Origin of the sequence: Bradyrhizobium oropedii, assembly GCF_020889685.1 — a bacterium.
In the GTDB taxonomy this organism is placed as follows: domain Bacteria; phylum Pseudomonadota; class Alphaproteobacteria; order Rhizobiales; family Xanthobacteraceae; genus Bradyrhizobium; species Bradyrhizobium oropedii.
In genome coordinates, this window is sequence record NZ_JACMYO010000507.1 from 1 (window position 1) to 532 (window position 532).

Genomic DNA, 532 nt, shown 5'->3' on the forward strand with positions numbered 1-532 from the left:
GCTCATGCTCCCACCGCGCAATTCGCCGCTCCGGCCCGGTTGTGCATTGCGATTTGAGCGCACAATTTTGACAGGCTGTGGTCCAGTAGCGCCGCAGCATCTTGCCGTCTTCTTCACTCGTATAGCGATACGGCAATCGCTCCCCAGCCGGACATCGATAAGCGTCCTCCTCTGGCAAATAGGCAAAGTCCTGCTTGCCGAAGCGCCCATCCGCCTTGGCACCCGATGTAAGCGGTTTGGGCAGGGTTACCGTGATGCCTGCTTCGTGGCAGGCGAGGATTTCTGGGCTGTTGAAGTAGCCGCGATCGGCCACAGCTTCCAGCGTCTCGGTCTTCAGAACAGCCTTCGCCTGCTTGGCCATATTGGCCAGTTGTGCCCGATCTGAACCGCTGTTCGTCACCTCGTGCGCCACAATCAGATGGTGCTCGGTGTCGACCGCGACCTGCACATTGTAGCCGACGACGCCGGAGCCACGGCCGCTCGTTGCCATCGAGCGGCTGTCGGGATCGGTCAGGGAGATTTGCTGATCGGG

At 60.7% G+C, this 532-nt stretch carries 1 protein-coding gene; it reads right to left on the reverse strand.

Annotation, left to right across the window (positions count from 1 at the left end):
- Positions 1 to 532 (reverse strand): transposase (locus H8A95_RS43525; protein WP_229188521.1); only part of this gene is annotated, 532 nt, incomplete at both ends.